Origin of the sequence: Clostridium sp. MCC353, from assembly GCF_018785315.1 — a bacterium.
GTDB lineage: Bacteria > Bacillota > Clostridia > Lachnospirales > Lachnospiraceae > CHH4-2.
Window position 1 is genome coordinate 1 of sequence record NZ_WQPN01000056.1, and the last position, 25,114, is coordinate 25,114.

The 25,114-nt window shown below is 43.2% G+C and carries 39 protein-coding genes; 37 read left to right on the plus strand and 2 right to left on the minus strand.

The features are described from left to right. Positions 1 to 123 precede the first annotated feature (123 nt). A complete protein-coding gene (locus GPL15_RS11435) occupies positions 124 to 930 on the minus strand; it encodes an MBL fold metallo-hydrolase (protein WP_215698810.1) in 807 nt (268 codons plus the stop codon). A 194-nt stretch (positions 931 to 1,124) separates the two neighbouring features. On the opposite strand from GPL15_RS11435, the gene GPL15_RS11440 reads away from it, so the two are divergent. From GPL15_RS11440 to GPL15_RS11455, 4 genes are all read left to right on the plus strand, one after another. Continuing rightward, positions 1,125 to 3,062, plus strand: a complete 1,938-nt coding sequence (locus GPL15_RS11440; protein ID WP_215698846.1) for a fructose-1,6-bisphosphatase — start codon at positions 1,125 to 1,127, stop codon at positions 3,060 to 3,062. A gap of 110 nt (positions 3,063 to 3,172) precedes the next feature. Next, complete coding sequence (locus tag GPL15_RS11445; RefSeq protein WP_215698811.1) at positions 3,173 to 3,643, plus strand: DUF1700 domain-containing protein; 471 nt, start codon at positions 3,173 to 3,175, stop codon at positions 3,641 to 3,643. A 136-nt stretch (positions 3,644 to 3,779) separates the two neighbouring features. Next, a complete protein-coding gene (locus GPL15_RS11450) occupies positions 3,780 to 4,490 on the plus strand; it encodes a C40 family peptidase (RefSeq protein WP_215698812.1) in 711 nt (236 codons plus the stop codon). A gap of 177 nt (positions 4,491 to 4,667) precedes the next feature. Continuing rightward, positions 4,668 to 5,696, plus strand: coding sequence for an acyltransferase family protein (locus GPL15_RS11455; RefSeq protein ID WP_215698813.1), 1,029 nt, complete (start codon positions 4,668 to 4,670; stop codon positions 5,694 to 5,696). Positions 5,697 to 5,706: 10 nt separating this feature from the next. Here GPL15_RS11455 and GPL15_RS11460 read toward each other — a convergent pair whose 3' ends face one another. Continuing rightward, positions 5,707 to 6,573: a class I SAM-dependent methyltransferase gene (locus tag GPL15_RS11460; protein ID WP_215698847.1), complete on the minus strand. Its 867-nt coding sequence runs from the start codon at positions 6,571 to 6,573 to the stop codon at positions 5,707 to 5,709. Between the two features lie 272 nt (positions 6,574 to 6,845). On the opposite strand from GPL15_RS11460, the gene GPL15_RS11465 reads away from it, so the two are divergent. From GPL15_RS11465 to GPL15_RS11625, 33 genes are all read left to right on the plus strand, one after another. Continuing rightward, the gene (locus GPL15_RS11465) at positions 6,846 to 8,201 is read left to right on the plus strand and encodes a cell wall-binding protein (RefSeq protein ID WP_215698814.1); all 1,356 of its coding nucleotides are present in this window, start codon (positions 6,846 to 6,848) and stop codon (positions 8,199 to 8,201) included. Positions 8,202 to 8,744: 543 nt separating this feature from the next. Beyond that, positions 8,745 to 9,062 (plus strand): 30S ribosomal protein S10, encoded by a 318-nt coding sequence (rpsJ, locus tag GPL15_RS11470; protein ID WP_103230652.1) that lies wholly within the window; start codon positions 8,745 to 8,747, stop codon positions 9,060 to 9,062. Between the two features lie 176 nt (positions 9,063 to 9,238). After that, complete coding sequence (gene rplC, locus GPL15_RS11475) at positions 9,239 to 9,871, plus strand: 50S ribosomal protein L3 (protein ID WP_215698815.1); 633 nt, start codon at positions 9,239 to 9,241, stop codon at positions 9,869 to 9,871. A 29-nt stretch (positions 9,872 to 9,900) separates the two neighbouring features. Beyond that, on the plus strand, positions 9,901 to 10,521 hold the full coding sequence (gene rplD, locus GPL15_RS11480) for a 50S ribosomal protein L4 (RefSeq protein ID WP_215698816.1): 621 nt from the start codon (positions 9,901 to 9,903) through the stop codon (positions 10,519 to 10,521). Then, positions 10,521 to 10,820, plus strand: coding sequence for a 50S ribosomal protein L23 (gene rplW / locus GPL15_RS11485; RefSeq protein WP_215698817.1), 300 nt, complete (start codon positions 10,521 to 10,523; stop codon positions 10,818 to 10,820). Before rplD ends, rplW begins: the two co-directional genes overlap by 1 nt. An 86-nt stretch (positions 10,821 to 10,906) precedes the next feature. Beyond that, positions 10,907 to 11,752, plus strand: a complete 846-nt coding sequence (gene rplB, locus GPL15_RS11490; protein WP_215698818.1) for a 50S ribosomal protein L2 — start codon at positions 10,907 to 10,909, stop codon at positions 11,750 to 11,752. Between the two features lie 20 nt (positions 11,753 to 11,772). Beyond that, positions 11,773 to 12,051 (plus strand): 30S ribosomal protein S19, encoded by a 279-nt coding sequence (gene rpsS, locus GPL15_RS11495; RefSeq protein WP_103230657.1) that lies wholly within the window; start codon positions 11,773 to 11,775, stop codon positions 12,049 to 12,051. Positions 12,052 to 12,081: 30 nt separating this feature from the next. Next, positions 12,082 to 12,468 carry a 50S ribosomal protein L22 gene (gene rplV, locus GPL15_RS11500; RefSeq protein ID WP_103230658.1) on the plus strand — a complete coding sequence of 129 codons (387 nt, stop codon included), beginning with the start codon at positions 12,082 to 12,084 and terminating at the stop codon, positions 12,466 to 12,468. Positions 12,469 to 12,477: 9 nt separating this feature from the next. Next, positions 12,478 to 13,134 (plus strand): 30S ribosomal protein S3, encoded by a 657-nt coding sequence (gene rpsC, locus GPL15_RS11505; protein ID WP_103230659.1) that lies wholly within the window; start codon positions 12,478 to 12,480, stop codon positions 13,132 to 13,134. Further along, positions 13,134 to 13,571: a 50S ribosomal protein L16 gene (gene rplP, locus GPL15_RS11510; protein ID WP_215698819.1), complete on the plus strand. Its 438-nt coding sequence runs from the start codon at positions 13,134 to 13,136 to the stop codon at positions 13,569 to 13,571. The genes rpsC and rplP overlap by 1 nt, the downstream gene beginning before the upstream one ends. Then, on the plus strand, positions 13,561 to 13,767 hold the full coding sequence (gene rpmC / locus GPL15_RS11515) for a 50S ribosomal protein L29 (RefSeq protein ID WP_215698820.1): 207 nt from the start codon (positions 13,561 to 13,563) through the stop codon (positions 13,765 to 13,767). The genes rplP and rpmC overlap by 11 nt, the downstream gene beginning before the upstream one ends. Positions 13,768 to 13,790: 23 nt before the next feature. Then, positions 13,791 to 14,090, plus strand: a complete 300-nt coding sequence (gene rpsQ / locus GPL15_RS11520; protein ID WP_215698821.1) for a 30S ribosomal protein S17 — start codon at positions 13,791 to 13,793, stop codon at positions 14,088 to 14,090. Positions 14,091 to 14,191: 101 nt separating this feature from the next. After that, positions 14,192 to 14,560 carry a 50S ribosomal protein L14 gene (rplN, locus tag GPL15_RS11525; protein WP_215698822.1) on the plus strand — a complete coding sequence of 123 codons (369 nt, stop codon included), beginning with the start codon at positions 14,192 to 14,194 and terminating at the stop codon, positions 14,558 to 14,560. A 13-nt stretch (positions 14,561 to 14,573) separates the two neighbouring features. Next, positions 14,574 to 14,879, plus strand: a complete 306-nt coding sequence (rplX, locus tag GPL15_RS11530) for a 50S ribosomal protein L24 (protein ID WP_215698823.1) — start codon at positions 14,574 to 14,576, stop codon at positions 14,877 to 14,879. Between the two features lie 23 nt (positions 14,880 to 14,902). Further along, the gene (gene rplE / locus GPL15_RS11535; RefSeq protein WP_103230665.1) at positions 14,903 to 15,442 is read left to right on the plus strand and encodes a 50S ribosomal protein L5; all 540 of its coding nucleotides are present in this window, start codon (positions 14,903 to 14,905) and stop codon (positions 15,440 to 15,442) included. Positions 15,443 to 15,458: 16 nt separating this feature from the next. Then, positions 15,459 to 15,644, plus strand: coding sequence for a type Z 30S ribosomal protein S14 (locus tag GPL15_RS11540; protein ID WP_002604691.1), 186 nt, complete (start codon positions 15,459 to 15,461; stop codon positions 15,642 to 15,644). A 23-nt stretch (positions 15,645 to 15,667) separates the two neighbouring features. Beyond that, entirely contained in the window at positions 15,668 to 16,069 is a 402-nt protein-coding gene (gene rpsH, locus GPL15_RS11545; RefSeq protein ID WP_215698824.1) for a 30S ribosomal protein S8, read from the plus strand. 68 nt (positions 16,070 to 16,137) lie between these two features. Next, positions 16,138 to 16,680, plus strand: coding sequence for a 50S ribosomal protein L6 (gene rplF, locus GPL15_RS11550; protein WP_215698825.1), 543 nt, complete (start codon positions 16,138 to 16,140; stop codon positions 16,678 to 16,680). A gap of 17 nt (positions 16,681 to 16,697) precedes the next feature. Beyond that, positions 16,698 to 17,066, plus strand: coding sequence for a 50S ribosomal protein L18 (gene rplR, locus GPL15_RS11555; RefSeq protein ID WP_215698826.1), 369 nt, complete (start codon positions 16,698 to 16,700; stop codon positions 17,064 to 17,066). A 16-nt stretch (positions 17,067 to 17,082) separates the two neighbouring features. Continuing rightward, the gene (rpsE, locus tag GPL15_RS11560; protein ID WP_215698827.1) at positions 17,083 to 17,592 is read left to right on the plus strand and encodes a 30S ribosomal protein S5; all 510 of its coding nucleotides are present in this window, start codon (positions 17,083 to 17,085) and stop codon (positions 17,590 to 17,592) included. Positions 17,593 to 17,605: 13 nt separating this feature from the next. Then, complete coding sequence (gene rpmD, locus GPL15_RS11565) at positions 17,606 to 17,788, plus strand: 50S ribosomal protein L30 (RefSeq protein ID WP_215698828.1); 183 nt, start codon at positions 17,606 to 17,608, stop codon at positions 17,786 to 17,788. A gap of 22 nt (positions 17,789 to 17,810) precedes the next feature. Then, on the plus strand, positions 17,811 to 18,251 hold the full coding sequence (rplO, locus tag GPL15_RS11570) for a 50S ribosomal protein L15 (protein WP_215698829.1): 441 nt from the start codon (positions 17,811 to 17,813) through the stop codon (positions 18,249 to 18,251). Continuing rightward, positions 18,251 to 19,588 carry a preprotein translocase subunit SecY gene (gene secY, locus GPL15_RS11575; RefSeq protein ID WP_215698830.1) on the plus strand — a complete coding sequence of 446 codons (1,338 nt, stop codon included), beginning with the start codon at positions 18,251 to 18,253 and terminating at the stop codon, positions 19,586 to 19,588. Before rplO ends, secY begins: the two co-directional genes overlap by 1 nt. 84 nt (positions 19,589 to 19,672) lie before the next feature. Further along, the gene (locus GPL15_RS11580; RefSeq protein WP_215698831.1) at positions 19,673 to 20,317 is read left to right on the plus strand and encodes an adenylate kinase; all 645 of its coding nucleotides are present in this window, start codon (positions 19,673 to 19,675) and stop codon (positions 20,315 to 20,317) included. 2 nt (positions 20,318 to 20,319) lie between these two features. Then, positions 20,320 to 21,090 (plus strand): type I methionyl aminopeptidase, encoded by a 771-nt coding sequence (map, locus tag GPL15_RS11585; protein WP_215698832.1) that lies wholly within the window; start codon positions 20,320 to 20,322, stop codon positions 21,088 to 21,090. Between the two features lie 4 nt (positions 21,091 to 21,094). Further along, positions 21,095 to 21,385 carry a KOW domain-containing RNA-binding protein gene (locus GPL15_RS11590; protein WP_215698833.1) on the plus strand — a complete coding sequence of 97 codons (291 nt, stop codon included), beginning with the start codon at positions 21,095 to 21,097 and terminating at the stop codon, positions 21,383 to 21,385. Beyond that, positions 21,367 to 21,585, plus strand: a complete 219-nt coding sequence (infA, locus tag GPL15_RS11595; RefSeq protein WP_006782218.1) for a translation initiation factor IF-1 — start codon at positions 21,367 to 21,369, stop codon at positions 21,583 to 21,585. The genes GPL15_RS11590 and infA overlap by 19 nt, the downstream gene beginning before the upstream one ends. A gap of 183 nt (positions 21,586 to 21,768) precedes the next feature. Continuing rightward, positions 21,769 to 21,882, plus strand: coding sequence for a 50S ribosomal protein L36 (gene rpmJ, locus GPL15_RS11600; RefSeq protein ID WP_003497809.1), 114 nt, complete (start codon positions 21,769 to 21,771; stop codon positions 21,880 to 21,882). Between the two features lie 35 nt (positions 21,883 to 21,917). Beyond that, a complete protein-coding gene (gene rpsM / locus GPL15_RS11605) occupies positions 21,918 to 22,286 on the plus strand; it encodes a 30S ribosomal protein S13 (RefSeq protein WP_215698834.1) in 369 nt (122 codons plus the stop codon). Between the two features lie 89 nt (positions 22,287 to 22,375). Further along, a complete protein-coding gene (rpsK, locus tag GPL15_RS11610; protein ID WP_034859933.1) occupies positions 22,376 to 22,777 on the plus strand; it encodes a 30S ribosomal protein S11 in 402 nt (133 codons plus the stop codon). A gap of 16 nt (positions 22,778 to 22,793) precedes the next feature. Next, positions 22,794 to 23,387, plus strand: a complete 594-nt coding sequence (gene rpsD / locus GPL15_RS11615; RefSeq protein WP_103230677.1) for a 30S ribosomal protein S4 — start codon at positions 22,794 to 22,796, stop codon at positions 23,385 to 23,387. A gap of 82 nt (positions 23,388 to 23,469) precedes the next feature. Then, entirely contained in the window at positions 23,470 to 24,429 is a 960-nt protein-coding gene (locus GPL15_RS11620) for a DNA-directed RNA polymerase subunit alpha (RefSeq protein WP_215698835.1), read from the plus strand. Positions 24,430 to 24,509: 80 nt separating this feature from the next. Next, a complete protein-coding gene (locus GPL15_RS11625) occupies positions 24,510 to 25,046 on the plus strand; it encodes a L17 family ribosomal protein (RefSeq protein WP_215698836.1) in 537 nt (178 codons plus the stop codon). The last annotated feature ends 68 nt before the right edge of the window (positions 25,047 to 25,114 follow it).

Below are 25,114 nucleotides of genomic sequence, written 5' to 3' on the forward strand. Positions count from 1 at the left end.
CTTACGGTTGGAAGCTGGTTTTCATCCCCGAAGGATTCCCCTGGGCCCGCCCCCATCCAAACATCCAGTCCGTCCCCTCGCCCCGCTTTTCTGCGTAACGTTCACTAACTAAATCCCAATTTTTTATATGAATTCAATGATCTCCCCATCATCGGGAACAAATAAATTCCCTTTATAAAACGCCCGCCCTTCATTCAGATAACGCTCTTTTCTATTCTCAATCGTCTTATCTTCCGTATGCCACAGAACCAGATTCTGAATTCCCATTTCGTCTGCCAGGATGCAGGCGTCTTTGACGGTGCTGTGATGTTTTTCGTATGGGTTGAACCGCTCCCTGTCCTCGTAGAGGCAGAACGCTTCGTGGAGCAGCCAGTTGCTGCCGGAAACGTGGGGTTCGCATTGGGGATTATAGGGTTCGTCGCCGGCGCAGGTCAGCTTCTGGCCGTTTTTTAATGTGGTGGTGAAGCCATACTGTTTCGCTTTGGTGGAGTGAATGTCGAAAAAAGTCACGTCATAATCGAGAATTTTCCGGGTTTCACCGTCATGGACGGGAATCAGGTGAATTCTGCTTCCGATCATTTTGTAGAACTTCCCCTGGACGGTCAGCCTGCATAAGGTGTCAATGGTGGAAGTCAGGTCTTCGTGGCAGTAGATGTTCAGATCCCCCTCGTAAATGCCGTTTTTCATCCGGGTGGCAATCATTCGGATCATCCAGATTATGCCCAAAATGTGGTCGGTATGTTCGTGGGTGATGAAGATGTGGTGGATCTGCTCCATTTTAATGCCCATGTCTTCCAGGATACGCAGGATTCCATTGCCGCCTCCCGTGTCCACCATAAAAAACTGCTGGTCATCTTTCAGTGCAAAACAGGTATTATAACAGCGGGTTACGGTAGCGTTGCCGGTCCCTAATACATATAATTGTTCCATGTGCTTATTTCTCCTTTCAATCCATTTTCCGGGAGTTTGTACCCTCGTAAAAACTTTCCATTTAACCGATTCTATGGTACTATAAACTTATTATAAATGCAACTGCTCTTGAATTTCCGCCTCTTTCCCAACCAACCAGGGATGCTTAATGGCAGGCGGAATGTTGAGAACTGCTGTGAGGGGAGGTACGCATGATGCGTGATTTGGCTTATTTAAAACTCCTGGCAAGAGAGTATCCCACCATTAAGGCGGCGTCCAGCGAGATTATCAATTTGATGGCGATCTCAGGACTGCCCAAAGGGACGGAGTATTTTTTCAGCGATCTTCATGGTGAGCATGAAGCTTTTATACACCTGCTGAAAAGCTCGTCCGGTATTATACGTGAAAAGATAAAGGAGACATTCGGACACATTATTCCGGAGGAGGAACAGGTTGAACTGGCTAATCTGGTCTATTACCCGGAGCGGATGCTCAATAAAATAGCCGCTTCCGATAAGGATATCGACGATTGGAAACGGATCACCATTTACCGGCTGGTTCAGATCTGCAAAGAGGTATCCTCCAAATACACCAGATCCAAGGTACGTAAAAAGATGCCGCCCGAATTTTCTTATATTATTGATGAACTGCTTCATGTAGATTATAACGATGATAATAAGAAAATATATTACAGCGAGATCATACATTCGATCATCGATATCCAGATGGCGGATAAGTTTATTATCGCATTATGTGAATTGATTCAGAACCTGACCATTGACAACCTTCATATTATAGGAGATATTTTTGACAGGGGGCCCAGGGCTGATCTGATTATGAACGCTCTGATGCAGTTCCATGATGTGGACATCCAATGGGGCAATCACGATATTTCCTGGATGGGGGCCGCTACCGGAAATCCGGCCTGCATCTGCAATGTGTTGAGAATCGCCATCAGCTACAACAGTTTTGATGTGCTGGAAGACGGGTATGGGATCAACCTCAGGCCGCTGTCCATGTTTGCTGCCCATGTTTACCGGGATGATCCATGCGAGCGGTTTGTGCCCAAGATTTTGGATCAGAATATCTATGATGCTGTGGATCCCGGGCTGGCGGCCAAGATGCATAAGGCCATTGCGGTCATCCAGTTCAAGGTGGAAGGACAGATTATCAGGCGTCACCCCGGTTATCTGATGGATGACAGAATCCTTCTGGAAGCCGTAAATTATAAAAATGGAACCGTAACCATAGGCGGCAGAGAATATCCTCTTTTGGACACCCGGTTCCCAACCATTGATCCGCGGCACCCGTTAAAGCTGACGGCAGAGGAGGAAGAACTTTTAAACACCCTTATTCTGTCATTTAAGCACAGTGATCTTCTCCATAAACACATCAAATTCCTGTACTCCCATGGTGGAATGTATAAATGTTATAACGGCAATCTGCTGTACCATGGCTGCATCCCCATGACCAAAGATGGGACTTTTGAGAAAATGATATTCAACGGCGAGCCGTGTTCGGGCAAAGAACTGATGGATCACATCGACCAGAGGATTCAGAACGCCTATTTCCTCCCGGAAGATTCGAAAGAGAAAGAAGACGCCAAAGACTTCATGTGGTATCTGTGGTGCGGGGCCAAATCGCCGGTATTTGGAAAGGATAAGATGACCACATTTGAACATTATTTTGTGGAGGAAAAATCACTTCAAAAGGAGAATTTGAATCCGTATTATAAATTTTGTGAACAGGAAGAATACTGTAATAAGATTATAGAAGAATTCCATCTTCCCATGGATGGAGCCCACATTATTAACGGGCATGTTCCGGTAAAGATTAAAGACGGGGAGAAACCGGTAAAGGCCAACGGAAAATTATTTATCATTGACGGCGGGCTTTCTAAGGCATACCAGTCTAAAACAGGAATTGCGGGGTATACTTTAATCTATAATTCCAGACATCTGGCATTGGCGGAACATAAACCGTTTAATCCTGAAACTGAGAGCACTCCCAAGGTCTATATTGTGGAGAAGATGAAAAACAGGGTTATGGTGGGAGACACTGATTTGGGAAAAGAACTGGCCTGCCGGATATCGGATCTGAAAGAGCTGGTTGCCGCTTACAGGGAAGGCGTCATTAAGGAGAAAATCGAATAAATCCAGGTCATAAAAACTTTAGAATTATTTTAGGGTGGATTTATTTACCAATCTTCAATATGGTGTTACAATAACTGGGATTACTTCTAAGAAAAAACAGGGGGAATTCTATGAATAGGGAAGAGTTTCTGCGAGGATTGAGGCAGGCGCTGGAGGGAAATGTATCCCCTTCGGTCATACAGGAAAACTTACGGTATTACGATAACTATATATCAGAAGAGATTAGAAAGGGCGCCAGAGAGGCTGATGTGATAGCTGAGATCGGCGATCCCAGACTGATTGCGAAAACCATAGAAGATACCTCGGAGGACGGGGCCGATCCGGTTCGGGGCGTTTATGAGGAAGCGGACGCACGCGGACCGGGATATGAACAGGAACCGTTTGGCGGCAGAAGCACCATACATTACTATGATCTCAATAAGTGGTACTGGAAACTGTTGTTTGGAGCGGGCGTGGTGCTGATCCTGTTCTTGGTGATCGCAGTGATAACGGGAATTTTTACTTTAATTGTGCCCCTGCTTGTGCCGTTTATCTTTATCTGCTGTATTATTTATTTTATAAAATCCATAACCCGGCGGTAGCTGGGTTATGCTTTTGTGATTCTGATCTTGACAAATCTGTTTAAATATATTACAATATGTAATATATTTAACATTTACGTAACAATTGTATGAAAATCGTAAAAATTAAGACAGATAATTGTCAGGAGAAGAATCTATGGTGAAAGAGGCAGTCAGGCTGCTGGCTCTGGTTGGGATTTGTGCCGGGATATTAACGGCGTCACCCAAAGAGGCGAGAGCGGCGGAATCTTATTGCGCAGGAGTTGAGACGACCACTTCCTATGTGGTAAAAGTGGATGCGCCCACAACTGATGTACATATTTTGGCATCCAAAGACGGTGCGGTATTCACCCGTGTATCCCAGGGAGAGACCTATGAGGTGCTGGAAGAAGAGAATGGCTGGGCGAAGATAAAGACGAATGCGGGAATCGGATACATCCGGCTGGCCGGGAATGCCACCATGGTTGAAACCACCAGGGAGAAAGTGGATGCTTCGGCAGTTAAGAGGAACGAGATTGTTAACTATGCGATGCAGTTCGTTGGCGGACGTTACGTGTATGGAGGCAATGACCCTCATACAGGCGTGGACTGCTCCGGCTTTACCAGATATGTGATGCAGCATGCGGCGGGAATTTCTTTAAACAGAAGTTCTGCGGGACAAGCAACCCAGGGCAAGCAGATATCCCTGGATCAGATCAGGCCGGGTGATTTGATTTTCTATGCCAGCGGTTCGGGCAGGATCAATCATGTTGCCCTCTATATTGGAGATGAGAAGATCGTTCATGCGTCTACAGAAAAGACGGGAATCAAGGTGTCTTACTGGCAGCACAGAAAGCCGGTAAAGGTGATCAGTGTTGTGGAAGGATAAAGGATAAAGGATAAAGGATATGCGGAAGAGGATGCTGTTTGACGGCATCCTCTTTCTTTACTGGATACAGTGAATATGGTAAAATGAATAGGAACATAGTATAAGGCCGGACTAGAGTACGTTTGGAGATTCAAACACGCTCTGGGGCCAGGGAAGCCGGCGGGGCAGGAGAAATCTGTGAAAGAAGAAAAGTTCAGGAATAAGATATACTGGTTTATCTTTGTATTCAGTTTGCTGGTGATTTGGGTTCATTCTTATAATGCGAAGCTGTTTTTGGGAACCGGAAGAACGGCTGAACTGGTGGACCGCGGAGAGCGGCTTTTGGGTGATGTGGTGGCTCAGGTTGCTGTGCCGGGTTTTTTTATCATATCCGGATACCTGTTCTTCCGTAATTTTACCATGGACCGTTTGTGGAGCAAGTGGAATTCCAGGATCAAGACGGTTCTGGTTCCATTTGTTGTTTGGAATACCATTTATTACGCTGCATATGCGGCAGGCAGCCGTATCCCGTGGCTGCGTGATGTATTGGGAAAAGGGACTATTCCGGTGAGTTTAAATGCGCTGGTGGATGCTGTGCTGCATTACCGCTATAATTATGTGTTCTGGTATCTGTACCAACTGATCCTGCTTGTGATTTTAGCTCCTGTGATCTATTTTTTCCTGTCCAGACGTCATGTGAGATGGATGTATCTGGCGGGAGTGACTGCAGGCCTTCTGGCCGGAGTGAGCCTGTCGCCTTTGAATATCGACGCCCTGTTTTTCTATTCTGTGGCGGCCGACTGTGCACTGAACAATAAAAAAATGACAGAAGCCTCATGGACGAAGCAGAGGTTTCTGTCGGGGGCGGCTATTCTGGCAGCCGCATGTGCTGTTTATCTGTATTCCATCCGGTATTTCAGCGTTTCTGGAATCGCCATTTACCGTTTCCTGGTTCCGGCGGCGCTTTGGTTTATGGCAGATGAAAACCGGCTGCCGGAGGTGAAACCATGGATGAAGATTAACTTCTTTTTGTATGCCCTTCATTTTTTGCTGGTACGGTTTATCAATAAAACGGCGGCTTTATATGTGCCGGGCATACCGGCCGTTCCTGTACTGCTCTATCTTTTGATGCCGGGGATTGTGCTGATAATCAGCTATCCGGCGGCAGTGTTTTTGCAGCGGCGTCTGCCTTTGCTGTGGCGGCTCCTTACGGGCGGAAGGAATTGACCTGTTTCACTTATCTGCCCGATGACCAGCGCCCGGATGCGCCGCAGGGAAGAACCAGGCCGTTTTTGGTGACAGGAAGCCCCACTTCTTCGGAGCTGACAGAACCTTTATATTTCGGGCGAATCTCCGTTGCCAGCATGTAGGTCAGCACGGACGGGGCCAGGCCGGTTGTATAAGAATTTACCAGGAAGAATAGCGGATTATCCGATAAAAGCTGTACACATAAGCGGATCAGAGGATGGATCGCGTCCTCGATCTTCCAGATTTCGCCTTTTGGGCCTCTGCCGTAAGAAGGAGGGTCCATGATGACGGCGTCATAGTGATTGCCTCTCCGTATCTCCCGTTCTACGAACTTCATGCAGTCATCCACAATCCAACGGATTGGAGCGTCTTCCAGTCCGCTGGATTTGGCATTCTCTTTGGCCCATGCAACCATTCCCTTGGAAGCGTCCACATGGGTTACGTGGGCCCCCGCCTGAGCGGAAGCCAGCGTTGCGCCTCCGGTATATGCGAACAGGTTTAAAACCTTTACCGGGCGCCCTGCCGACTTGATTTTGTTTCCGAACCAGTCCCAGTTCGCGGCCTGTTCCGGAAAAAGGCCGGTATGCTTAAAGCTGAACGGCTTCAGGTTAAATGTCAATTCTTTATAGTGGATGGCCCACTGTTCCGGAAGGTCAAAGAACTCCCATTCTCCGCCGCCCTTGGCGCTTCTGTGGTAATGGCCGTTCATATTCCGCCACCGCCTGTCTTCCTTTGGAGTGTCCCAAATGACCTGAGGGTCGGGACGGACTAATATATATTTCCCCCACCGCTCCAGTTTTTCACCCTTCGAGCAATCTATTACTTCATAATCTTTCCAACCGTCTGCTATCCACATGGCTTTACCGCCCTTTCTTCCTATTAATAAGCTCTCTGCCACTCATGGCCTCCCTCCGGTGAATCCGGCCGGTCTGCCGGCAGCCTGGAGGCTGTGAGTAGTAACATCATCTCAATCATTCAACGTGATTATAACTTGGCAGGGATATCTCGTCAAGTGACCATCCGGTCATTGTAATAGAATTGAAAGATTATTTTTGTTGAATTATCAGAAAGTAATTGATACAATGTAGTATAGGAATACAATGGGGAGAACCTTAAAGGAGCGAAGACATGAAAAAAGGAAAATTGGCAGTGCTCGTGATGGCCGCTGTACTGTGTGTGGGAACGATGGCGTTTTCAGCATATGCCGCGAGTGGATGGCAGCAGTCTAACGGCAATTGGGTATATTATGATTCCAACGGCAATAAGTTAACCAACGAGTGGAAAAAAGGCGCGGACGACCTGTGGCGTTATCTGGGGAGCAACGGAGAGATGGTGCTGAACACCTGGGTTGAGGATACATATTATATGGATTCCAACGGTATTATGGTGACGAATAAGTGGCTGAAACTGAATGATTCCAGCGGCACCGAATCCTACTGGTACTATTTCACCCAGAATGGAAAAGCCGCCACAGACGGATGGAAAAAAGTGGATAATAAGTGGTATCATTTTGACGATGAAGGCAGGATGGAGACCGGCTGGGTTGACGATGAGATGTATTATGCCGGCGATGACGGTGTGATGAAGACCGGCTGGCAGAAACTGTATCCGCCGGATGAGGATTATGATGATGACCGCGTTACTCCGGCCAGTGAAGACGGAGACGGAAAGTACTGGTTTTATTTTACAAATTCAGGAAAGAAGTACTGCGCTGAAAGTAACAACGATTATGAAGTTAAGAAAGTCAATGGCGTATACTATTGTTTCGACGGCGACGGTGTGATGCAGACCGGCTGGGTGAATGTCGGGGATGATCCGGATGAGAACGCGTCCATCGAAGATTACCGCTATTACGGAAGTGACGGCAAGGTAAAGTCCGGATGGCTGTCCATAGAGCCTCCGGAGCCGATCTCAAGCGATTATGAGGATGAAGTGGAATGGTTCTACTTCAACAATCAGGGCCAGCCGAAGGTCGGTCCTAAAGAAGGCGATGCCAGCACCAGCGATTTGTTCAAGCTGAACGGCCGCACCTACCTGTTTAATGACAAGGGAAATCCTGTTTACGGGCTTCAGAAGCTGGAATTAGCGGAAAGCGGCAATTATACGGCTTACTACTTTGGGGACAAGGCTACCAGTTCTGTGGTGAAAGGCAAGCGCAAAGTGGAAGAGGATGACGGCAATGTGAGTGAATTCTATTTTGCGGAGACCGGCAAGGGTTACAACGGTGTGAAAGACGGATACCTGTATTACATGGGCAAGCTTCAAAAAGCCGAAAGCGGCACCAAATACCAGGTGATCACCATTGACGGCAAGAATTACGTAGTGAATACATCGGGCAAACTTGCAAAATCCACAACCGTTAAGAACGGAGACGGCGTTAAGTACAAAACCAACGGGACAGGCATTTTGGTAAAAGAGGATGATGAGGAGCCGTCAGATTCCTATAACGAACCGTCAGAACCGGTTTGGTCCAGCAACTATTAATAGGAAGAAACAGAGTTAAATAAGAAGAAAGCAGAATCAAAAAGCAGAATCCGCTGAATGGAAACAGCGGGCTCTGCTTTTTTCAATCCTTTTTGAACCTGGAAAAATTCGGTTTAAATCCGGTTATAATTTAACTGAATTTGGAAATAATCTTAAAATGCCGGAGAGCATTTCTTAATCATTTATCCCGTTCTCTGGTAATCGTTCGGACAGGCCTGAGCTGTTACGCCCTCTGGGCTGCTGCGTAAAAAAACTGCGTAAAAAAACAAAAAAAATACTTGCAAATAAAAGGGAAATGTGATATGCTAACAAAGCTGTGGCATGATAGCTGTGAAGCGTGAGGTTGCTGCCCATTGAGGCAGGTGTTCCGTGGAGCGAATGTCAAGTTAGGAAACTGGCGACAAGTCACTGTACAATTTACTAAGGTTCTAGCATATATGTGGGAATTTAGTGTGTGGATTTATGAGGACACACACGGGAACGTGTACAGTCACCGCTTGTCGTACTTCGAGTAATAAGTGCGAAAAGGAGGCGACTTTTTTTATGGCAAGTCAAGTAATGAGAATCACATTAAAAGCTTATGATCATCAGTTAGTAGATCAGTCAGCTGGAAAAATCATCGAGACTGTAAAAAAGACAGGATCACAGGTGAGCGGACCGGTGCCGTTACCAACTAAAAAAGAAGTGGTAACAATCTTGAGAGCGGTTCACAAGTACAAAGATTCCAGAGAGCAGTTCGAACAGAGAACTCATAAGAGACTGATCGATATCATCACACCAAGCCAGAAAACAGTTGATGCATTATCAAGATTAGAGATGCCAGCTGGTGTGTACATTGATATCAAGATGAAAACCAAATAAGGTTTTCGGTGGACAAGGTAATATCCTGAAGGGTTATATATAGAAGCAACACTCTTTCCTGAAGAGGAATCAACATCTCCCGCAAGGGAGTCATAGTGTTCCACGTATATTTGACTGTTCTAGGATGAACGCATAAAGCGTTCCGCTGTAGATCAACAAACAGGAGGTAATTAGTTATGAAGAAAGCTATTTTAGCTACTAAAGTCGGAATGACTCAAATCTTCAATGAAGACGGAGTTTTAACTCCAGTAACAGTTCTTCAGGCTGGCCCATGTGTAGTTACACAGGTTAAGACCGTTGAGAACGATGGTTACAAAGCGGTACAGGTTGGTTTTATTGACAAGAGAGCAAAATTAGTAACCAAACCGGTAAAAGGCCACTTTGATAAGGCCGGAGTTGCTTACAAGAGATTTGTAAGAGAATTCAAATTCGAGAACGCTGAAGAGTATTCAGTGAAAGACGAAATCAAAGCAGATATCTTCGCAGCTGGCGACAAGATTGACGCAACAGCTATTTCCAAAGGTAAAGGTTTCCAGGGTGCTATTAAGAGACACGGACAGTCCAGAGGACCTATGGCTCACGGTTCTAAATTCCACCGCCATGCCGGTTCAAACGGTTCTTGTTCAGATCCTAGTAAAGTATTTAAGGGTAAGAAGATGCCTGGCCAGATGGGTAACAAGAGAATCACCATCCAGAACCTTGAGATCGTTAAGGTTGATGCTGAAAACAACCTGATCTTAGTTAAAGGCGCTGTACCAGGACCTAAGAAGTCTTTAGTAACACTGAAAGAAACAGTAAAAGCATGCTAATGCTTTTATAGGAAAGGAGGAACACACAGATGGCAAACGTATCTGTTTACAATATTGAAGGTAATGAAGTTGGAACGTTAGAACTGAATGATGCTGTATTCGGTGTTGAAGTGAATGAACATCTCGTACACATGGCAGTTGTAGCACAGCTTGCAAACAAACGTCAGGGAACACAGAAAGCTAAAACCCGTTCTGAAGTTTCCGGTGGTGGAAGAAAACCATGGAAGCAGAAAGGAACCGGCCACGCAAGACAGGGTTCAACAAGATCCCCACAGTGGACAGGCGGCGGAGTTGTATTCGCTCCAACACCAAGAGATTACACAATCAAGTTAAACAAGAAAGAAAAGAGAGCAGCTCTTAAAGCAGCTTTAACAAGCAGAGTTAACGAGAACAAGTTCATCGTTGTTGATGAGATCAACTTTGATGAGATCAAAACAAAGAAATTCCAGAACATCATGAACAACCTGAAAGTATCCAAGGCGCTTGTTGTTTTAGGCGAAGGAAGTGAAAAAGTAGTTTTATCTGCTAGAAACATTCCTGCGGTTCAGACAGCATCCGTTAATACAATCAATGTTTATGACATTTTGAAATACAACACAGTAGTGGCTACGAAAGCAGCTGTTGCAAGTATCGAGGAGGTGTACGCATAATGGCAAACGTTCAATATTACGATGTAATCCTCAAACCAGTTGTAACTGAAAAGAGCATGAATGCTATGGCTGAGAAAAAATACACTTTCTTAGTTCATCCGGAAGCTAACAAGGCTATGATTAAAGAAGCTGTTGAGAAGATGTTCCCAGGAACAAAGGTTTCCAGCGTTAATACCATGAATCTGGAAGGCAAAAACCGCAGAAGAGGAATGGTAGTTGGTAAAACTGCTAAAACCAAGAAAGCGATTGTTAAGCTTACTGCAGACAGCAAAGATATCGAGATCTTCCAGGGTCTGTAAACTATAACAAATTGATTATACGGCGAACACTATGCCGTGATAAATGAAACGCGTGGACGCGTTGAGAATTGAAAGGAGAGTTTAAAATGGGAATTAAAACATTTAACCCATATACACCTTCCAGAAGACACATGACAGGATCTGACTTCAGTGAAATCACAAAGTCAACCCCGGAAAAGTCTTTAGTTACTTCCTTAAACAAAAACGCAGGACGTAACAATCAGGGTAAAATTACAGTAAGACACCGCGGAGGCGGCTCAAGAAGAAAATATAGAATCATCGATTTCAAGAGAAACAGCAAAGACGGAATTCCGGCAACTGTTATCGGAATCGAATACGATCCAAACAGAACAGCTAATATCGCTCTGATCTGCTATGCAGACGGCGCTAAATCTTATATCCTCGCTCCGGCAGGACTTACAGATGGAATGAAAGTTATGAGCGGCCCTCAGGCTGAAGCAAAAGTTGGTAACTGTTTACCGCTGAGCCAGATCCCTGTTGGTGCACAGATTCACAACATTGAATTATATCCGGGCAAAGGCGGACAGCTGGTTCGTTCCGCTGGTAACGCAGCTCAGTTAATGGCTAAAGAAGGCAAATACGCAACATTAAGACTTCCTTCTGGTGAAATGAGAATGGTTCCGATCATCTGCAGAGCTACAATCGGTGTTGTTGGAAATGGAGATCACTCTCTGATTAACATCGGTAAAGCTGGTAGAAAACGTCACATGGGCATCAGACCTACCGTCCGCGGTTCCGTTATGAACCCTAACGACCATCCACACGGTGGTGGTGAAGGTAAGACCGGTATCGGCCGTCCAGGTCCATCCACTCCATGGGGTAAACCAGCACTTGGCTTGAAGACAAGAAAGAAAAACAAACAGTCTAACAAACTGATTGTAAGAAGAAGAGATGGAAAGACCATTAAATAATTGAAGGAGGATTAAAACCTATGGCACGTTCACTTAAAAAAGGACCATTTGCAGATGCGCATTTGCTGAAAAAAGTAGATGCTATGAACGCAGCAGGACAGAAGCAGGTTATTAAGACCTGGTCACGCCGTTCTACAATCTTCCCACAGATGGTTGGACATACAATCGCAGTTCATGATGGCAGAAAACACGTTCCGGTATATGTAACCGAAGATATGGTTGGACATAAACTTGGAGAATTCGTAGCTACCAGAACTTACAGAGGACATGGTAAAGACGAGAAAAAGACCCGTCGTTAGGATACAAGTATTTGAAAGGAGGTTTCACCAATGGCTAGAGGACATAGATCCCAGATTAAGAGAGAAAGAAATGCGCAGAAAGATACCAGACCGTCTGCTAAGTTATCTTACGCCAGAGTATCTGTTCAGAAAGCATGTTTCGTATTAGATGCCATTAGAGGCAAAGATGTAACCACTGCACTTGGTATTGTAACTTACAATCCAAGATACGCTTCTACATTAATTGAAAAATTATTAAAATCAGCAATTGCAAATGCTGAAAACAATAACGGAATGAGCGTTGAGAACCTTTATGTTGAGGAATGTTACGCAAATAAAGGACCAACAATGAAGAGAGTAAAACCGAGAGCACAGGGCAGAGCTTACAGAATCGAGAAGAGAATGAGCCATATCACAATCGTGCTTAATGAAAGATAGGAGGCAAATATGGGACAGAAAGTTAATCCACACGGCTTGAGAGTCGGTGTTATTAAAGACTGGGACTCCAAATGGTATGCTGAAGCTGATTTCGCTGATTGTTTAGTAGAAGATTACAACATCCGTACATTCTTAAAGAAGAGACTGTACAGCGCTGGAATTTCTAAGATCGAAATCGAAAGAGCATCTGACAGAGTTAAAGTTATCATTTATACAGCAAAACCTGGCGTTGTTATCGGCAAGGGCGGAGCTGAAATTGAGAAATTAAAAGCAGAAGTTCAGAAATTAACTGATAAAAAATTATTCGTTGATATCAAAGAAATCAAGAGACCTGATAAAGATGCTCAGTTAGTAGCAGAATCTATCGCACAGCAGTTAGAGAACCGTGTTTCCTTCAGACGTGCTATGAAGTCTACCATGGGACGTTCCATGAAAGCCGGAATCAAAGGTATTAAGACTGCAGTTGCAGGCCGTCTTGGCGGAGCTGATATGGCTCGTACCGAATTCTACAGCGAAGGTACCATTCCGCTTCAGACATTAAGAGCAGATATTGACTATGGTTTCGCAGAAGCAGATACAACCTACGGCAAATTAGGCGTTAAGGTTTGGATCTACAAAGGCGAAGTACTTCCTACTAAAGGAAACAAGGAAGGGAGCGATAAATAATGTTAATGCCTAAGAGAGTTAAGCGTCGTAAACAGTTCCGTGGAAGCATGGCAGGAAAAGCCCTCAGAGGAAACAAAATTTCTAACGGTGAATACGGTTTAGTCGCTACAGAACCATGTTGGATCAAATCCAATCAGATCGAAGCAGCCCGTGTTGCTATGACCCGTTATATCAAACGTGGTGGTAAAGTTTGGATTAAAATTTTCCCAGATAAACCTGTAACAGCGAAGCCAGCAGAAACCCGTATGGGTTCCGGTAAAGGCGCTCTTGAATATTGGGTAGCAGTTGTAAAACCGGGCCGTGTTATGTTTGAAATCGCTGGCGTACCAGAGGAAACAGCTCGTGAAGCTTTACGTCTTGCTATGCACAAATTGCCATGCAAGTGTAAAATTGCTTCTAAAGCAGATTTAGAAGGCGGTGATAACAGTGAAAACTAATAAATATGTAGAAGATTTAAAGGTGAAATCAGCTGCAGAGTTGAATGAAGAATTAGTAGCTGCTAAGAAAGAATTATTTAATTTAAGATTCCAGAATGCAACTAACCAATTAGATAACACCAGCAGAATTAAGGAAGTTCGCAAGAACATTGCCAGAATTCAGACTGTTATTACAGAGAAAGCAAAGATGGCTTAATTGGAAAATAGATTCTATAGCGGATGCGAATAGTCTATATTCGCTATTTGAAAGGAGAAACAGTAGTCGTGGAAAGAAATTTAAGAAAAACACGTACCGGTAAAGTTGTAAGTAACAAGATGGATAAAACCATCGTTGTTTCTATCGAAGACCACGTAAAACATCCTTTATACGGCAAGATCGTGAAAAGATCTATCAAATTAAAAGCGCATGACGAGAAGAATGAGTGTGCGATTGGCGATACAGTAAAAGTTATGGAAACAAGACCTTTATCTAAAGATAAAAGATGGAGACTTGTAGAGATTATCGAAAAAGCAAAATAAAGTAAATTTGCTGAGCAAATTTACGCTGCGCAAACGAAGCGAAGCGGAGTTTGCGTTTCACGTTTATTTCGCAAGGCGAAAACAAGGAAGGAGTATCAGGCATGATTCAGCAGGAAACCAGATTGAAGGTTGCCGACAATACAGGTGCAAAAGAGCTTCTTTGTATCCGTGTTTTAGGTGGATCTACAAGAAGATATGCTAATATTGGTGATGTAATCGTTGCTTCTGTTAAAGATGCAACACCAGGTGGTGTTGTAAAAAAAGGCGACGTTGTTAAAGCCGTTGTTGTACGTACCGTTAAGGGCGCACGTCGTAAAGACGGTTCTTATATCAAGTTCGATGAGAACGCAGCAGTAATTATCAAAGATGACAAGACTCCAAGAGGAACTCGTATCTTTGGGCCGGTAGCAAGAGAATTACGTGAGAAACAGTTCATGAAGATTGTCTCTTTAGCGCCAGAAGTATTATAAGGAGGTGTCCACTGTGCATAAAATCAAAAAAGATGACTTGGTAAAAGTGATCGCAGGTAAAGATAAAGATAAAACAGGTAAAGTTATTACCGTTAATACCAAAAACGGCACTGTACTGGTTGAAGGATGCAACATGGTAACAAAGCATTCCAAACCAAGCGCAGGCAACCCAAACGGTGGAATCATCCATCAGGAAAGCGCTATCGATATTTCAAATGTTATGTTAGTTGTTGATGGAAAAGCAACCAGAGTCGGCTTTGAAGTGAAAGACGGCAAAAAGGTTCGCGTTGCTAAGTCCACCGGCAAGGTAATTGACTAATAGCAGAGAGGAGGAAACACAAGTTGGCTAGATTAAAAGAGATGTATCAAAATGAGATCGTAGAAGCTATGATCAAAAAATTCGGATATAAAAACATCATGGAAGTGCCTAAGTTAGATAAGATCGTTATCAACATGGGTGTTGGTGAAGCGAAAGACAACGCCAAAGTTTTAGACTCTGCTGTTAGGGATATGGAAATCATTTCCGGACAGAAAGCCGTAACAACAAGAGCTAAGAATTCAGTTGCTAACTTCAAAATCAGAGAAGGTATGCCAATCGGATGTAAAGTTACATTACGCGGTGAGAAAATGTATGAATTTGCAGATCGTCTGATCAACCTCGCATTACCTCGTGTACGTGACTTCAGAGGTGTTAACCCTAACGCATTTGACGGCAGAGGAAATTATGCTTTAGGTATCAAAGAGCAGTTGATTTTCCCTGAGATTGAATACGATAAAGTTGACAAAGTAAGAGGTATGGATGTTATTTTCGTAACCACTGCTAAGACTGATGAAGAAGCCCGTGAACTTTTGACATTATTCAATATGCCATTTCAAAAATAGTTAGGAGGAGTATTCCATGGCTAAGACTTCAATGAAAATTAAGCAGCAGCGTCCGGCTAAGTTCTCCAGCAGAGAATACAACCGCTGCAGAATTTGTGGCCGTCCACATGCTTATTTAAGAAAATACGGAATCTGCCGTATTTGTTTCCGTGAATTAGCATACAAAGGACAGATACCAGGTGTTAAAAAGGCAAGCTGGTAAGATTAAGGAAGGAGGCAATATCCATGACAATGAGTGATCCAATCGCAGATATGCTTACAAGAATCCGTAACGCAAACACTGCTAAACATGATACAGTAGACGTACCTTCATCCAAGATGAAATTAGCTATCGCTGATATCCTTGTAAAAGAGGGCTATGTTGAGAAATATGATATCGTAGAAGATGGTGCATTCCAGGTAATCCGCATCACATTAAAATACGGTAAAGACAAAAACGAAAAAATCATTACCGGTATTAAGAGAATTTCTAAACCAGGTCTTCGCGTTTATGCAAACAAAGAAGAGCTGCCAAAAGTACTTGGCGGTTTAGGTACAGCTATTCTTTCTACAAACCAGGGCGTTATTACAGATAAAGAAGCACGTCAGTTAGGTGTAGGCGGAGAAGTTCTTGCATTTGTTTGGTAATTATAGGAAGCTGAAAACAGAAGAGGCGCAGAAGCTTCTTCCGAGAATTTAAGTAGGAGGTATATGGCATGTCACGTATAGGAAGAATGCCTATCGCGGTTCCGGCAGGTGTTACTGTCACAATCGCAGAGAATAATAAAGTGACTGTAAAAGGTCCTAAGGGAACTCTGGAAAGAGAGTTGCCTGCAGAGATGACGATCAAAGAAGAAGATGGTCATATTGTAGTAACCAGACCAAGCGATTTAAAGAAGATGAAATCTTTACATGGTTTGACAAGAACTTTAGTTGCTAACATGATCCACGGTGTAACCGAAGGTTATGAGAAAGTCCTTGAAGTTAACGGTGTTGGTTACAGAGCACAAAAACAGGGTAAGAAATTAATCCTTTCTCTTGGATATTCTCATCCCGTTGAGATGGAAGATCCGGAAGGTTTAGAGTCTGTTCTGGAAGGACAGAATAAAATCACCATTAAGGGTATCGATAAAGAAAAAGTTGGCCAGTACGCTGCTGAAATCAGAGATAAGAGAAGACCTGAACCGTATAAGGGCAAAGGTATTAAGTATGCTGATGAAGTTATCAGACGTAAAGTTGGTAAGACTGGTAAGAAATAATTAAGGAGAGTGTAAAAATGGTTAGTAAACAGTCAAGAAGCGAAATCCGCGCAAAAAAACACGCTAGATTACGTAATCGTTTTGCTGGTACATCAGAGAGACCACGTTTAGCAGTGTTCAGAAGTAATAATCATATGTATGCTCAAATTATTGACGATACAGTTGGTAATACTTTAGTTTATGCTTCAACAGTTGAAAAAGAAGTGAAGGCAGAATTAGAAAAGACTAATGATGTAGCTGCTGCGGCATATGTAGGAACAGTGATCGCCAAGAGAGCATTGGAAAAAGGTATTGAGAATGTCGTTTTCGATAGAGGCGGATTCATTTATCATGGTAAAGTTCAGGCATTGGCAGATGCAGCCCGTGAGGCTGGTCTGAAATTCTAGTAGAGAGGAGAACGGCATGAAACGTACAATTATTGACCCAAGTCAGTTAGAATTAAATGACAAGGTAGTGGCTATTAAGCGTGTATCGAAAACTGTAAAAGGTGGACGTACCATGAGATTCTCTGCTTTAGTAGTAGTAGGTGATGGCAATGGACACGTAGGTGCAGGCCTTGGCAAAGCTGGTGAAGTTCCTGAAGCAATCCGTAAAGGAAAAGAGGCGGCAGCTAAGAATCTTGTAGAGATCCCTGTAGATGAGAACAAGAGCATTCCACATGATTTCATTGGAAAATTCGGCAGCGCATCTGTATTATTAAAGAAAGCTCCCGAAGGTACCGGTGTTATCGCTGGAGGTCCTGCACGTTCCGTACTGGAACTGGCAGGTATTAAGAACATCCGTACAAAATCTTTAGGATCAAACAACAAGACTAACGTAGTTCTTGCTACGATCGAAGGATTATGTCAGCTTAAAACTCCGGAAGAAGTTGCTAAACTTCGCGGCAAATCTGTAGAAGAGATTTTGGGCTAAGGAGGAGAGAATAATGGCAGAGAAATTAAAAGTTACATTAGTAAAATCCCCAATTGGTGCAGTTCCTAAGCATAAAGCAACTGTTGAAGCTTTAGGTTTAAGAAAAGTCAACAAAACTGTTGAACTGCCTGATAATGATGCGGTTAGAGGCATGATCTGGCACGTAAAACATCTGGTTAAAGTAGAAGAGATCTAAAAAATAGTAAGGAGGTGCAGTCATGGATTTATCAAATTTACAACCTGCTGAAGGTTCCAAGCACAGCGATAATTTCAGAAGAGGCCGCGGACACGGTTCAGGTAATGGTAAGACAGCCGGTAAAGGACATAAAGGCCAGAAAGCTCGTTCAGGAGCTACAAGACCAGGCTTTGAAGGTGGTCAGATGCCATTATACAGACGTCTTCCTAAGAGAGGCTTTAAGAATAGAAATAAAAAGATTATCGTAGGTATTAACGTTGAAGCATTAGAGAAGTTTGAAGACGGAGCAGTGGTTACTGTAGAGTCTTTACTTGAGAGCGGAATCGTTAAAAACCCAAGAGATGGAGTTAAAATTCTTGGAAATGGAGAATTAACCAAAAAGCTCACGGTAAAAGTTGATGCATTCAGTGAAGGTGCAAAGGCTAAGATTGAAGCTGTTGGTGGAACCTGCGAGGTGATCTAATGTTAAAAACGCTCCGTAATGCATGGAAGATTAAAGATCTCAGAAAGAAACTGATCTTTACATTTTTAATGCTTATTGTAATAAGGTTCGGCTCTCAGCTGCCGATACCTGGAGTTAACACAACTTATTTTGCAGACTTTTTTGCAAAGCAGAGTGGAGACGCATTCAGCTTCTTTGATGCGATGACTGGCGGTTCTTTTACCTCCATGTCTCTCTTCGCGCTGAGCATTACCCCTTATATCACATCTTCCATCATCATGCAGCTCATGACCATTGCAATTCCTAAATTAGAGGAGATGCAGCGTGACGGTGAGGATGGAAGAAAGAAGATTGCAGAGTATACCCGTTATCTGACCGTAGGCCTGGCTCTGATCCAGTCTGTCGCTATGGCGATTGGATTTGGCGGACAGGGACTTCTGGTAGATTATAATCTGCAGACCGGTTTTGGTAAAGCTGGTATGGTTATTATCGCAGTTGCAGCTATGACGGCAGGAAGTGCCCTTCTCATGTGGATCGGTGAGAGAATCACTGAAAACGGAGTGGGCAATGGTATTTCAATCGTGCTTTTGTTCAATATCATTTCCAGTCTTCCGGATGATGTAGTCATGTTATATGACGTTTTCCTTGACGGAAGGAAGGTGCCGGTTATTGCGCTGACTTCAATCATTATACTGGCTCTGATTGTGGCCATGGTAGTGTTTGTAATCATTCTTCAGGATGGTGAACGCAGAATACCGGTACAGTATTCCAAGAAAATGGTTGGAAGAAAGATGGTAGGAGGCCAGTCCTCCCATATTCCGTTAAAGGTTAACACCGCTGGTGTTATCCCGGTTATCTTCGCATCTTCGATAATGTCTTTCCCGGTAGTAATTTCACAGTTCTTTCACCCGGATTATAATACATTCGGCGGAAAGATTTTAGTGATGCTGAATTCATCGTCTTGGTTTAAACCTGAATCACCTGCCAATTCCATTGGTTTAGTTATTTACATCGCGTTGATCATCGTATTCGCGTATTTCTATACGTCAATCACCTTCAATCCGCTGGAAGTTGCTAACAACATGAAAAAGCAGGGCGGTTTTATCCCGGGTATCCGCCCAGGTAAACCTACTTCAGATTATTTGAACCGGATTTTGAATTATATTGTTTTTATCGGCGCATGTGGTTTGATCATCGTATGTGTCGTACCGATCGCGATTTCCGGCTTATTCAGTGTAAGCCATTTATCCTTCGGCGGAACATCACTGATCATTATTGTCGGTGTTGTACTGGAAACATTAAAAGCAATTGAATCCCAGATGCTTGTTCGCAACTACAAGGGATTCTTAAATGACTAAGCATAGAATCCGGCTTTTTGCCGGATTCATTTGCCTTGGTGGGAATTGATTTCCCACAGGGAATTTAAATAGGAGGACAACCTTATGAAAATTATCATGTTAGGCGCTCCTGGAGCTGGTAAGGGTACCCAGGCGAAGAAAATTGCAGAAAAGTATCACATTCCCCATATCTCCACCGGAGATATTTTCAGAGCGAATATCAAGGGCGGTACAGAGCTGGGAATGAAGGCAAAGGCATTTATGGATCAGGGGCAGCTTGTTCCGGATGAGATCACCATCGGCATGCTGATGGACCGCATTCAGGAAGCTGACTGTGCAGGCGGTTATGTTCTGGACGGATTCCCAAGGACCATTCCACAGGCGGAAAGCCTTACAGACGCTTTGAAGGAGCGGGGTGAGGCCGTGGATTTCGCTGTGAATGTGGATGTGCCGGATGAAAATATTGTTAACAGAATGTCAGGCAGAAGAGCATGTGTATCCTGCGGAGCTACATATCACATTATGTACAATCCTCCGAAACAGGAAGGCATTTGTGATGTCTGCGGCGAAAAGCTGGTTTTAAGAGATGATGACAAGCCTGAAACGGTTCAAAAACGTTTGAGCGTATATCATGACCAGACGCAGCCGCTGATTGAATATTATAATGCTGCAGGTGTTTTAGCCAATGTTGACGGCACACAGGACATGGAAAAAGTGTTCCAGGATATTGTGGCCGTTTTAGGTGATTGATTATGTCGGTATCCATTAAATCTGCAAGAGAAATTGAACTGATGAGAGAAGCAGGACGTATTCTTGCAATCACTCATGAAGAACTGCGCAAAGCCCTGAGACCGGGGATGTCCACCAAGGACGTCGACAGGCTGGGCGAAGAGATTATCCGAAGCTATGGATGTATTCCTTCCTTTAAGAATTACAATGGCTATCCGGCGTCTATCTGCGTATCCGTAAATGACGAAGTAGTCCATGGTATTCCTGATAAGAAGCATATCATAAAGGAAGGGGATATTGTCAGCCTGGATGCGGGCGTAATCTATAAAGGTTACCATTCCGACGCGGCAAGAACCCATGGGATCGGTGAAATCAGTCCGGAAGCAAAGAAATTGATTGAAGTTACAAAACAAAGTTTCTTTGAAGGGATTAAATATGCAAAAGTTGGCAATCATTTAAATGATATTTCTGCCGCGATCCAAAAATATGCGGAAAGCTTTGGCTACGGAGTGGTCAGAGATCTGGTAGGACATGGGATAGGAGAACATCTTCATGAGGATCCCGAGGTTCCTAATTTTGCCCAGAGACGAAAAGGCATTAAACTTCAAGCTGGTATGACCCTGGCCATAGAACCCATGATTAACTCAGGCGGTTATGATGTGGCATGGCTGGATGATGATTGGACAGTTGTGACAGATGACGGTTCGTTATCAGCTCATTATGAAAATACAGTCCTCATAACAGAGGATGGTCCCGAGATTTTATCCATGCTCGATACTGATAAACAGGAGTGATAAAATGATGGCTTATGAGACAGGCAGCCTGGTCAGATCCCTGGCAGGCCATGACAAAGATGATCTTTTTATCATAATACAGGAGAGCAAAGAATATGTTTATCTAGTGGACGGAAAATACCGGACGCTGGAAAAACCCAAGTGCAAAAAGAAAAAGCACCTGCAGCCCATTCATGAAAAAGATGAAACCTTAACTAAGAAGCTGATAGATGGAGAACATGTGACAAATGAAGAAATCAAATATTTCATCAAATGTTACAAGAGGAGGAAAACAATATGTCAAAAGCAGATGTGATAGAGATTGAAGGAGTCGTAGTTGAAAAACTGCCGAATGCAATGTTTCAGGTCGAATTGGAAAACGGACACCAGGTTTTAGCGCATATCAGCGGTAAACTTCGTATGAACTATATTAAGATATTACCGGGTGATAAAGTAACAATTGAACTGTCCCCATATGACCTTTCAAAAGGAAGAATCATCTGGAGAGATAAATAAAACAAAGTGTAAAACAAAGTGTAAAACAAAGTATAAAAAATGCTTGCATTATAAGGAAAAAAGTGTTATAATGCTCTAGCGACTTTGTTGAAATACTGGGTGGAGTTTGCCCAAAAGCGGCTTATCCGGTTGTACCTATATATCTAATTAATCTTAGGTATATATTAGGAAAGGAGAATCACTGTGAAGGTTAGATCATCAGTAAAACCGATTTGCGAAAAGTGCAAAATCATCAAGCGTAAAGGCAGTATCAGAGTAATCTGTGAAAATCCTAAGCACAAACAGAGACAAGGTTAAGAAACAGAAAAAAATTTAGGAGGTGTACTACACACATGGCTCGTATTTCAGGTGTTGATTTACCAAGAGAAAAACGTGTTGAAATCGGCTTAACTTACATCTACGGAATTGGTAGAACAAGTTCAAACCGTATTCTTGCAGAAGCTGGCGTTAATCCTGACACTCGTGTTAAGGACTTAACCGATGACGAAGTGAAGAAGATCGCAGCAATCATTGCTGACTCCCAGATGGTGGAAGGTGATTTACGTAGAGAAATCGCTATGAACATCAAGAGACTTCAGGAAATTGGATGCTATCGCGGAATCCGTCATAGAAAAAGCCTTCCTGTACGTGGTCAGAAGACTAAGACAAATGCAAGAACCCGCAAAGGTCCTCGTAAGACTGTAGCGAATAAGAAGAAATAAGACACTATAAACAATTAAGAATCACGTTGCATGTTTTAAAAACAGGAAACTGTATGATTCAAGATTTCAAGAAAGTAGGTTAGTTTAAAATGGCTAAAAAAATGTCCACTACTAAAAAAGTGACAAAAAAGCGTGTAAAGAAAAACGTTGAACGCGGACAAGCACATATCCAGTCATCTTTTAACAATACAATTGTTACATTGACAGATGCGCAGGGTAACGCTTTATCATGGGCAAGTGCTGGTGGTCTGGGATTTAGAGGTTCAAGGAAATCTACTCCATATGCAGCTCAGATGGCTGCTGAAACTGCTACCAAGGCAGCGTTAGTACATGGTTTAAAATCTGTAGACGTTATGGTAAAAGGACCTGGTTCAGGCCGTGAAGCAGCAATCCGTGCACTTTCCGCATGCGGCTTAGAAGTAACTAGTATTAAGGATGTAACTCCGGTTCCACATAACGGATGTCGTCCACCAAAACGTAGAAGAGTTTAATAGGAGGTACTAAACAGTGGCAGTTGATAGAGTTCCTGTTCTTAAAAGATGTAGATCTCTTGGCTTAGATCCGATTTATTTGGGAATAGATAAAAAATCAAACAGAGAATTAAAAAGAGCTAACAGAAAGATGAGTGAGTACGGCCTTCAGTTGAGAGAAAAACAGAAAGCTAAATTCATCTATGGTGTGTTAGAGAAACCTTTCAGAAACTACTATGCAAAAGCATCCAAGATGGATGGTATGGTAGGTCAGAACCTGATGATCCTTCTGGAAAGAAGACTTGACAATGTTGTATTCCGTATGGGATTCGGCAGAACAAGAAGAGAAACCAGACAGATTGTAGACCACAAGCATGTACTTGTTAACGGCAAGTGCGTAAACATCCCGTCTTACTTAGTAAAAGCCGGCGATGTAATTGAAATCAAAGAGAAATGCAAATCTTCTCAGAGATATAAAGATATTTTAGAAGTAACAGCAGGACGTTTAGTACCAGCATGGATCGATGTTGATCAGGAAAATATGCGCGGTACTGTAAAAGAATTACCAACTAGAGATGAGATTGATGTTCCAGTTAACGAAATGCTTATCGTCGAGTTGTACTCTAAATAATCCCTGACGATAGTCCGGCATATATGCAAATTGACCGCAGGGAATTTCCCTGCGGTACAATACCCAAAAGGAGGGGCTATTAGTGTTCGATTTTGAAAAACCAAACATTGAGATCGTTGAGATTTCAGAAGATAAGAAATATGGTAAGTTTGTTGTTGAACCACTTGAAAGAGGTTACGGCACTACTTTAGGTAATTCATTAAGGAGAATTATGCTTTCTTCTTTACCGGGTGCTGCGGTTAGTCAGGTGAAGATCGACGGCGTTTTACATGAGTTCAGTTCGATTCCAGGCGTTAAGGAAGACGTGACTGAGATCATCATGAACATCAAAAGCTTATCCATAAAGAATACCAGCGATACCAACGAAGCGAAAGTTGCTTATATCGAATTCGAAGGGGAAGGCGTTATTACAGGTGCTGACATCCAGGCAGACCCTGATATTGAGGTGTTAAATCCGGATCAGGTGATTGCTACATTGAGCGGCGGAGCTGACAGCAAGTTCTATATGGAACTTACCATCACAAAAGGCCGCGGATATGTGAGTGCAGACAAGAACAAGAGTGAAGATCTCCCGATCGGAGTGATTGCGGTTGATTCTATCTATACTCCTGTTGAGCGCGTTAACATGACAGTTGAGAATACCCGTGTCGGTCAGGTTACTGATTTTGACAAGCTGACACTGGATGTTTATACCAACGGTACTTTAGCTCCGGACGAAGCGGTCAGCCTGGCTGCGAAAGTTTTGAGCGAGCATTTGAATCTTTTCATCGATCTTTCTGAGAATGCCAAGACCGCAGAGATCATGGTAGAAAAAGAAGATAATGAAAAAGAAAAAGTGTTGGAAATGAATATTGACGAACTGGAACTTTCCGTTCGTTCCTATAACTGTTTGAAGAGAGCCGGAATCAATACTGTAGAAGAACTGTGCAACAGGACTTCAGAGGATATGATGAAGGTGAGAAACCTTGGCCGCAAGTCTTTGGAAGAAGTGCTGGCTAAGTTGAAAGAACTTGGACTTCAGCTGAACCCAAGTGATGAGTAACTAGTTTATGGATTTACAGCAGCCAGTCAGTAAGACCGAAGAAGCATGGCCGGTTGTTCCACAAATGGAGGAAAGAAACAATGGCAGGATATAGAAAGCTTGGAAAAACTTCAAGCCAGAGAAAAGCATTAATCAGAAGTCAGGTAACTGCTCTTTTATACCATGGAAAGATCGTTACAACAGAAGCGAGAGCTAAGGAAATCCGCAAAGTTGCAGAAGGCCTGATCGCTTTAGCCGTTAAAGAAAAAGATAACTTTGAAACAGTTAAAGTTACCGCAAAAGTTGCCCGTAAGGACAAAGACGGCAAGAGAGTGAAAGAAGTTGTTAACGGTAAAAAAGTTACTGTTTATGATGAAGTTGAAAAAGAGATCAAAAAAGACAATCCTTCCAGACTTCATGCCAGAAGACAGATGTTAAAGGTTCTTTACGATGTAACAGAAGTACCTACAACAGCTGCTGGAAAGAAGAAAAACACAAAATCAGTTGATATCCCGGCAAAATTATTTGACGAGATCGCTCCTAAATACGTTTCCCGTAACGGTGGTTATACCAGAATCGTTAAAATCGGACAGCGTAAGGGCGATGGCGCTATGGAAGTTTTACTGGAATTAGTATAAGATTTAAAAGGTGGAGAAGAAATTCTCTGCCTTTTTTGTTGTTTCTATACGGTTAGAAAGTTGAAAGA

Coding starts and splice junctions, on each gene's coding strand:
- GPL15_RS11435 (WP_215698810.1), bottom strand. CDS start 930: ATGGAACAATTATATGTATTAGGGACCGGCAACGCTACCGTAACCCGC.
- GPL15_RS11440 (WP_215698846.1), top strand. CDS start 1,125: ATGCGTGATTTGGCTTATTTAAAACTCCTGGCAAGAGAGTATCCCACC.
- GPL15_RS11445 (WP_215698811.1), top strand. CDS start 3,173: ATGAATAGGGAAGAGTTTCTGCGAGGATTGAGGCAGGCGCTGGAGGGA.
- GPL15_RS11450 (WP_215698812.1), top strand. CDS start 3,780: ATGGTGAAAGAGGCAGTCAGGCTGCTGGCTCTGGTTGGGATTTGTGCC.
- GPL15_RS11460 (WP_215698847.1), bottom strand. CDS start 6,573: ATGTGGATAGCAGACGGTTGGAAAGATTATGAAGTAATAGATTGCTCG.
- GPL15_RS11465 (WP_215698814.1), top strand. CDS start 6,846: ATGAAAAAAGGAAAATTGGCAGTGCTCGTGATGGCCGCTGTACTGTGT.
- rpsJ (WP_103230652.1), top strand. CDS start 8,745: ATGGCAAGTCAAGTAATGAGAATCACATTAAAAGCTTATGATCATCAG.
- rplC (WP_215698815.1), top strand. CDS start 9,239: ATGAAGAAAGCTATTTTAGCTACTAAAGTCGGAATGACTCAAATCTTC.
- rplD (WP_215698816.1), top strand. CDS start 9,901: ATGGCAAACGTATCTGTTTACAATATTGAAGGTAATGAAGTTGGAACG.
- rplW (WP_215698817.1), top strand. CDS start 10,521: ATGGCAAACGTTCAATATTACGATGTAATCCTCAAACCAGTTGTAACT.
- rplB (WP_215698818.1), top strand. CDS start 10,907: ATGGGAATTAAAACATTTAACCCATATACACCTTCCAGAAGACACATG.
- rpsS (WP_103230657.1), top strand. CDS start 11,773: ATGGCACGTTCACTTAAAAAAGGACCATTTGCAGATGCGCATTTGCTG.
- rplV (WP_103230658.1), top strand. CDS start 12,082: ATGGCTAGAGGACATAGATCCCAGATTAAGAGAGAAAGAAATGCGCAG.
- rpsC (WP_103230659.1), top strand. CDS start 12,478: ATGGGACAGAAAGTTAATCCACACGGCTTGAGAGTCGGTGTTATTAAA.
- rplP (WP_215698819.1), top strand. CDS start 13,134: ATGTTAATGCCTAAGAGAGTTAAGCGTCGTAAACAGTTCCGTGGAAGC.
- rpsQ (WP_215698821.1), top strand. CDS start 13,791: ATGCGAATAGTCTATATTCGCTATTTGAAAGGAGAAACAGTAGTCGTG.
- rplN (WP_215698822.1), top strand. CDS start 14,192: ATGATTCAGCAGGAAACCAGATTGAAGGTTGCCGACAATACAGGTGCA.
- GPL15_RS11540 (WP_002604691.1), top strand. CDS start 15,459: ATGGCTAAGACTTCAATGAAAATTAAGCAGCAGCGTCCGGCTAAGTTC.
- rpsH (WP_215698824.1), top strand. CDS start 15,668: ATGACAATGAGTGATCCAATCGCAGATATGCTTACAAGAATCCGTAAC.
- rplF (WP_215698825.1), top strand. CDS start 16,138: ATGTCACGTATAGGAAGAATGCCTATCGCGGTTCCGGCAGGTGTTACT.
- rplR (WP_215698826.1), top strand. CDS start 16,698: ATGGTTAGTAAACAGTCAAGAAGCGAAATCCGCGCAAAAAAACACGCT.
- rpsE (WP_215698827.1), top strand. CDS start 17,083: ATGAAACGTACAATTATTGACCCAAGTCAGTTAGAATTAAATGACAAG.
- rpmD (WP_215698828.1), top strand. CDS start 17,606: ATGGCAGAGAAATTAAAAGTTACATTAGTAAAATCCCCAATTGGTGCA.
- rplO (WP_215698829.1), top strand. CDS start 17,811: ATGGATTTATCAAATTTACAACCTGCTGAAGGTTCCAAGCACAGCGAT.
- secY (WP_215698830.1), top strand. CDS start 18,251: ATGTTAAAAACGCTCCGTAATGCATGGAAGATTAAAGATCTCAGAAAG.
- GPL15_RS11580 (WP_215698831.1), top strand. CDS start 19,673: ATGAAAATTATCATGTTAGGCGCTCCTGGAGCTGGTAAGGGTACCCAG.
- map (WP_215698832.1), top strand. CDS start 20,320: ATGTCGGTATCCATTAAATCTGCAAGAGAAATTGAACTGATGAGAGAA.
- GPL15_RS11590 (WP_215698833.1), top strand. CDS start 21,095: ATGATGGCTTATGAGACAGGCAGCCTGGTCAGATCCCTGGCAGGCCAT.
- infA (WP_006782218.1), top strand. CDS start 21,367: ATGTCAAAAGCAGATGTGATAGAGATTGAAGGAGTCGTAGTTGAAAAA.
- rpsM (WP_215698834.1), top strand. CDS start 21,918: ATGGCTCGTATTTCAGGTGTTGATTTACCAAGAGAAAAACGTGTTGAA.
- rpsK (WP_034859933.1), top strand. CDS start 22,376: ATGGCTAAAAAAATGTCCACTACTAAAAAAGTGACAAAAAAGCGTGTA.
- GPL15_RS11625 (WP_215698836.1), top strand. CDS start 24,510: ATGGCAGGATATAGAAAGCTTGGAAAAACTTCAAGCCAGAGAAAAGCA.